At 31.9% G+C, this 6,368-nt stretch carries 5 protein-coding genes; all 5 read left to right on the top strand.

The window, feature by feature from the left end; translation table 11 throughout:
• Positions 1–438 precede the first annotated feature (438 nt).
• The gene (locus HMPREF2704_RS09180; protein ID WP_070482337.1) at positions 439–1,173 is read left to right on the top strand and encodes an ABC transporter ATP-binding protein; all 735 of its coding nucleotides are present in this window, start codon (positions 439–441) and stop codon (positions 1,171–1,173) included.
• A 10-nt stretch (positions 1,174–1,183) separates the two neighbouring features.
• Positions 1,184–3,202, top strand: coding sequence for an FtsX-like permease family protein (locus tag HMPREF2704_RS09175; protein ID WP_070846368.1), 2,019 nt, complete (start codon positions 1,184–1,186; stop codon positions 3,200–3,202).
• Between the two features lie 75 nt (positions 3,203–3,277).
• Positions 3,278–4,858 (top strand): sensor histidine kinase, encoded by a 1,581-nt coding sequence (locus tag HMPREF2704_RS09170; RefSeq protein WP_083324097.1) that lies wholly within the window; start codon positions 3,278–3,280, stop codon positions 4,856–4,858.
• On the top strand, positions 4,839–5,435 hold the full coding sequence (locus HMPREF2704_RS09165; RefSeq protein ID WP_070846366.1) for a response regulator transcription factor: 597 nt from the start codon (positions 4,839–4,841) through the stop codon (positions 5,433–5,435). The genes HMPREF2704_RS09170 and HMPREF2704_RS09165 overlap by 20 nt, the downstream gene beginning before the upstream one ends.
• A 202-nt stretch (positions 5,436–5,637) precedes the next feature.
• A complete protein-coding gene (locus tag HMPREF2704_RS09160) occupies positions 5,638–6,060 on the top strand; it encodes a GNAT family N-acetyltransferase (RefSeq protein ID WP_070846364.1) in 423 nt (140 codons plus the stop codon).
• Positions 6,061–6,368 lie beyond the last annotated feature (308 nt).

Here is a 6,368-nt window from a genome sequence, read left to right as displayed (position 1 = left end):
TAACCAATGCTCTTGAGGAGTATTGGTTTTTATTTGTGCCCTAGAAAAAGACAAGAAACCTCATTACGTCTCAATTCTGCACGAAATACTCATGAAATAGATTTTTCTACAAGCTATAATAATTATATAAAAGAAATGGAGGAAACGATAATGGAAGGAATTATTGGAACGCTTGAATTTTATGCTCCTGCACTTGTACTAGGAGTATTCGTCATTGGTATTGTCTACTTTATGAAAAAACGTAATGATAAAAAATAGTGGATAGATTGGTTTTATCACTATTATTTCTAACCAATGCTCTTGAGGAGTATTGGTTTTTATTGTGCCCTAGAAAAAGACAAGAAATCTCAATTACATCTCAATTTTGCACGAAATACTCATGAAATAGATTTTTCTACAAGCTATAATAATTATATAAAAGAAATGGAGGAAACGATAATGCCACAACTAGTAGTAACAGGATTAAATAAGACATTTGGAGAAGGCGAAAGTTTAGTCCATGCCTTATCTGATATTTACCTTTCAGTAAATAAGGGTGAATTTTTAGCCATTATGGGGGCTAGTGGTAGTGGAAAGACAACTCTATTGAATTGTATATCCACTATTGATAAACCAGATTCGGGCAGTATTGTCTTTGAAGATTTTGATATGATTCAAGCAAAAGAAAGCCAATTAGCCGATTATCGCGCTAAGAATATCTCTTATATTTTTCAATCTTATAATCTGGTAGAGACCTTAACAGTTTATGAAAACGTAATTTTACCACTTCAAATTCAAGGAAAATCCATTAGAAAATATCAAAAGAAAATTAATGATGTTTTGGGTAAATTAGCTATTCAAAATTTAAAAAACAAATTTCCAAATCAATTATCAGGTGGACAACGTCAACGTGTCGCAACAGCTAGAGCGTTAATAGATGATTCCAAACTCTTGATTGCAGATGAACCGACAGGAGCTCTTGACTCTGCTAACTCAGAAAATCTCATGTCCCTCTTACAAGAAATTAATCGAATGTTTGAAATAACTATTCTACTTGTTACTCACGATCCTGCTGCTGCTAAATATTCGTCTCGAATGGTTCTTCTCAGTGATGGACAGATTATCGATGATATTGAGCGGAATGGACTGTCAAACGACTTATACCTAGAAGAAATATACAGACGAACAAGATAGGAGGGGAGCTATGTATCCAAAGTTAATTTTACGCAATGTGTTTAGAAACTTACAAACCTATACGATTTATTTTTTAAGTCTTGCTTTGATTTATAGTCTTTTGTATGCCTTTAATGCTCTTCCAAGTCATCCTGTCATGCAGAGCTTATCAGGTGCGAAAGAAATGCTGACGACAGTTATGACCCAGTATATGGGGCTGTTATCTTATTTGATACTAGGAGCTATTGCCTTTCTCATCGTTTACTCAACGAATTTTGTTTTAGGGAGACGGAAAAAAGAGCTTGGACTCTATGCAACGCTTGGAATGAAAAAGCACCAGATTATTGGAACACTCTTCTTTGAAACCATGTTAGTAAACATCTTTGCTTTACTTCTGGGCTTTACTTTTGGTCTAGTCTTGCTTGTTTTACTTGCTCATATTGCTTCTGAGTTTTTCATGGCAAATTATTTTGGAAATTTGTTCTTTTTGGATTCTAAATCAATTTCTCTCCTTGGATACTCCTATCTAGTAACAAGTTTGATTGTTGGTGTTATGGAGGTTTCAACATTTAGAAAAAAACAAATCATTAGCTTAATTCAAGAAAATGGTGTTAAAAAATCTCGACTCATCAAAGAGAACTCTATTATTCAACTGTTTATTTTCATTATTTCAAGTGTTGTGATTATCTCTGCAAGTCTGTACTTTTCTGATTACCATCATTTATCTATTTTGAAAAATTGGGGCGTATTACTTGTCTCTGTTTTAGTTGTCTTTGTTATTCTTTTTTACAACACCTTGAGTTATTTCTTACTTAGAGTTGTTAAGAGAGTATCTGCTGTCTATTATAATAAATTAAACTCATTTAAAATCCGCCAATTTTCCAAACAAGCGGACAGCAACTCTGTAACGCTAGCAGTACTATCTATGACCTTGACTTTGGCTCTTAGTTTACTAGTGTTTGGTGGTAGTTCATACACAACCATGAACCATGAGTTGAATCGTTATGCCCCTTATGACTTGCAAGTCAGTTTATATAGAGGTAGTGAGTTTCATTATGGAAACGAGAGTGTAAAAGATAGATTAAAAGCGGATGGTTTTGATTTTGATGTTGTAAAAGATGAATATGCTTATTCAACTTATACGAGTGATCTGACTTATAAGGATATAATAGATACTAGTCAGTTATGGGAATATGATAAAGGATTACCTAATACAAAAGTTCATATTTTAGGGATTTCAGCTTATAATCATCTAAGAAAACTACAAGGCAAAAAAGATATTGACTTAGCTGATGATGCCTATCTAGTAAATGCCAATTACAAAGGAACCATTAAACAAATCCAAGAATTTTTACTACAAAAGAAAGAGTTATCGATTGGCGGTTATTCTTTAAAATTAGCATCGCCCCAACCATTAGATACTGTTTATTTTCTTTCTTCAGTAGGATTAAATGATTCGGGGACTCTTATTGTACCAGATAAAGTTATTAAAGAATTGAACGAAGATTTTACAACTTATGTGGTTAAATATAAAGAAAATATTGATAAAAGAAAAATTGAAACATTTTTGAAGGAGTGGGTTGATAAGTATTACTTTACGGTGGATGGTACAGAAGTAAATGACTTCACTTATCAAACTAAGGTGAGATTATCTGAGATTTATATAGGATTTATGGGAGTCATTGTACTAGTATTGCTATTTATTAGTGTTGTATTTATTATTATTTCACTTAGCATTTTATCTCTACAAATCTCAACTAGTGCACTAGACAGCATTAATGATTATCGTATCTTATATCTATTGGGAAATAAGAAAAAACAAAATAAGAAAATACTTATTCAGCAAATTATAAGTTACTTCTTTGTTCCCTTGCTACTTGCTGTTCCATTAGCGGTTTCTCTAAGCAAGTCCTTATTAGGTTACTTTGAAAATTTTGCCAATACAACTATCACAATTGATGTGACCTATCTAGGAGTGGCAGCTCTTCTCTTTCTAATTTATTTAGTTATAACCTATAAAGTAAGTTGGTATATTCTTGATAGAAATTAGCATAAAACTAGGATACTGTTAAATAGTATTCTAGTTTTATGCTATACTATACTTATAAAATAGAGGGATATGATTATGATGAAAAAAATTGTAAAAGTTATTTCAAATCATCCACTGTGGTTGTGGCAATTAACGTTGTTGAATCACTTAGGGTTGATGGTATATATATATTATAAAGTTCCTAATGATTATTCTAGTGCTTACACGCAAAAACTTTCGTTAATATTAGTGGTTTTGTTGGTTATTTTCAGTTATATTTGTAATTTTATCAAATTTCGATATAGTGAACTAAAATTATGGATAATACTTTTATTATCTTTAGTTAGTTGGCAAGCAATTTTTCAACAAGAAACAAATAATACTATCCTTCATTTTTTTGACATATTGAATCCAATTAATTCATTTTTATTGGTTTATAGTTCTCTTTCGATTATTTTATTAGGTGAGAGGATTGGGGAAGAATTGGTAAATGTTTCACTAGTTTTAACTATCATAACAATTTTTTCTTACTGGATGTATTTTCCACTATTTTTGTTTTTATCAATATTCACTACTTTTTTTCTCACAGCTCTTCCTTTGCTTTTGTTGATTTTGTATAGAAAAGAGTTGAGAAATGTATTAGCTTCTCAAAGGAGAAATATCGTGATTCTTTCGGTAGTGTTACCTGTTTCCTACATTGTAGTATATGGTAATACTGTGGAGTCAGGTGTTTTAAATTTAGTGTGGTATATTGAGGTATTATCTATACTGACTTTTTTACATTTTAAAACAATTTTTACATCACTAAAAATGAAAATTGATGAATTGAAATCATCATACTTAAAAGCTTTTACTCGCTTATTTTTTTTAGTGGGAGGATTGTTACTACTTTCGTTTATCGGGTTTCAACTAGAGTTGAAAGTGAGTTTTTTAATTTTTAATATAGTTCTGCTTATTATAGCAATTGTTGCCGAAGAATGTATTCGATTGTTTCACGTATCGGATATGAGAAATGCGAAAGAATACCTGGAAATTCTTTTTTTGAAGCGAAATAAAATGGTTAATCAGCTTCTTTCTAATGAAGTTGTAGAACAGCAATTTTCAGAATTTCTCCATAATGAAATTTTACAAAGTGTGATGGCTATTAAGAATTTCAATGCTTATAGTCAAAATGAGATGTTTGGAAATCAAATAAATCTTGTTACTGAAGAACTAGTGCAACGAATTAGAGAACGAATGGATTATTACCAGCCTATGAGTGAGGTAGATGAACCTCTTTCAAAAAAATATCAGGCACTCATTGAAAGGATCAAGAAAAGATATAATAAAGAAAGTTCAGTAGTGGTATATTTTCCACCTAAATTTTCTTTAATGACTCCCTATGATAAAATTGTCTACCGTTTTGTTGAGGAGTTAATTACTAATGCGGTTAAATATTCACAAGAAGGAGAGATTTCTTTAGAAATCGAGATAAAACAGGATGTTATTTTTATAGTTTCTGAAAATAAATCGATTTCTACCCAAGAACATTCTCTGGGATATGGATTGAAAAATATGGCAAATAAATTAAGTGTTCTAGGTGGTAAGATGAATACTTTAGATAAGAATGGTGTTTTTCGTATTGTTATTGAACTACCGATTGATAAGGAGCTATGCTATGAAAATTTTATTGATTGATGATCATAAATTATTTAGTCAGAGTATTAAACTGATTTTGGAATTATCAGAGGATATTGAAAGAGTGGATTTGATAGATGATTTTTCTTCTGTCTTGGATTTCCCTTATGATGACTATGATATTGTGCTGATTGACATAAACTTAACTAGCTTGTATCAGGAGGATGGGCTATCTTTGGCTCAAACGATTATTAAAAATGGATCTTCTGCTAAAATTGTTATCTTAACAGGATATAGCAAAAAAATGTATGAGTATCGTGCTAAGATAATGGGGGCCTGGGGATTTTTGGATAAGAGCATTGCCCCAGGAGAATTGATTCAAAATTTGATAGAAATTTATCAGGGTAGAAAGATTTTTTCAGATGAAGTAGTGGTAGATATTTTAACTTCACGTGAAATAGAAATATTAGAATTAGTTCGAAATGGTCTAAGTATAGATGATATTTGTGAAAAAGTTTATGTAAGCAAGCGAACTGTTTCAAATCATCTTGCAAACATCTTTTCAAAATTAGGAGTATCCAGTAGACAGGAAGCTATTCATGTCGCGGAACAATTAGGTTACTTTTCCCCCGAATAATTGATAAGTTATTGTCCTATTGTTTAGAAATCTTTAATCAAATTTGAGTGAGGATGGTTGCAAAAGCAATTACTCTTACTCTAAAAAAAGAGCATTACGTTCTAATAGTAAACAATCTCTTTGAAAATATGATGTAGAAAAAATGCCTAAAAAATGCTATAATATCAAGCAACATATACGAATAAATTTAGAAAGGTTTGCTATGATTAATATTACGAAAGAAACATCTGTTTCAATCAATGACATTTTGCCCCTCTATCAGGCAGTTGGCTGGACAAACTATACCAATCAACCACAGATGTTGGAGCAATCTTTCGCTCACTCATTGGCTATTTATTTTGCCCGTGATGGCGAGGAAATCGTTGGTTTAGTGCGTCTGGTTGGAGATGGTTTTTCATCGGTCTTTATCCAGGATTTGATTGTTTTGCCTAGCTATCAGCGCCAAGGGATTGGTAGCACCTTGATGAAAGAGTCTTTAGGGGATTACAAAGATGCCTATCAAGTCCAACTAGCGACCGACCAGACAGAAAAAACCTTGGGTTTCTACCGTTCACTGGGGTTTGAAACATTATCTACTTATGACTGCACAGGAATGATTTGGGTGGATCGAAAAAAATTACAATAATTCTTTTATCTTAAGTTAATTTTAAGTCTTCTCTTGTATCATACAGTTATTAAGTAAAGACCTCCTAACTTTATTTAATAGAAATCCTAAACTTTTCTTTTTCATAATAATCTCCCTTAACTCCACCGGAACTGGTGGAGTTTTTTGGCTCTATTTCAGACTTTTGGGGACTATTCTTAAAATCATTTTTCGATATATCCCGGTATTTTTCGGGTCTTGGTCGGGGAATTGGCGGGGGACTTTTTTAGCGAATATGACTAAGAAATAGGTCTGTTGTCGCTTTATATGCCAGATCGCTCTTCTAATAT

It is taken from the genome of Streptococcus sp. HMSC076C09, from assembly GCF_001837905.1.
Lineage (GTDB): Bacteria > Bacillota > Bacilli > Lactobacillales > Streptococcaceae > Streptococcus > Streptococcus parasanguinis_I.
Note: the sequence above shows the minus strand (reverse complement) of the source record. Positions and strands in the feature narration are given on the sequence as shown.

What these genes read in the sequence shown, in the direction of transcription:
- HMPREF2704_RS09180 (WP_070482337.1), top strand. Translation starts at nt 439, where the DNA reads ATGCCACAACTAGTAGTAACAGGATTAAATAAGACATTTGGAGAAGGC.
- HMPREF2704_RS09175 (WP_070846368.1), top strand. Translation starts at nt 1,184, where the DNA reads ATGTATCCAAAGTTAATTTTACGCAATGTGTTTAGAAACTTACAAACC.
- HMPREF2704_RS09170 (WP_083324097.1), top strand. Translation starts at nt 3,278, where the DNA reads ATGATGAAAAAAATTGTAAAAGTTATTTCAAATCATCCACTGTGGTTG.
- HMPREF2704_RS09165 (WP_070846366.1), top strand. Translation starts at nt 4,839, where the DNA reads ATGAAAATTTTATTGATTGATGATCATAAATTATTTAGTCAGAGTATT.
- HMPREF2704_RS09160 (WP_070846364.1), top strand. Translation starts at nt 5,638, where the DNA reads ATGATTAATATTACGAAAGAAACATCTGTTTCAATCAATGACATTTTG.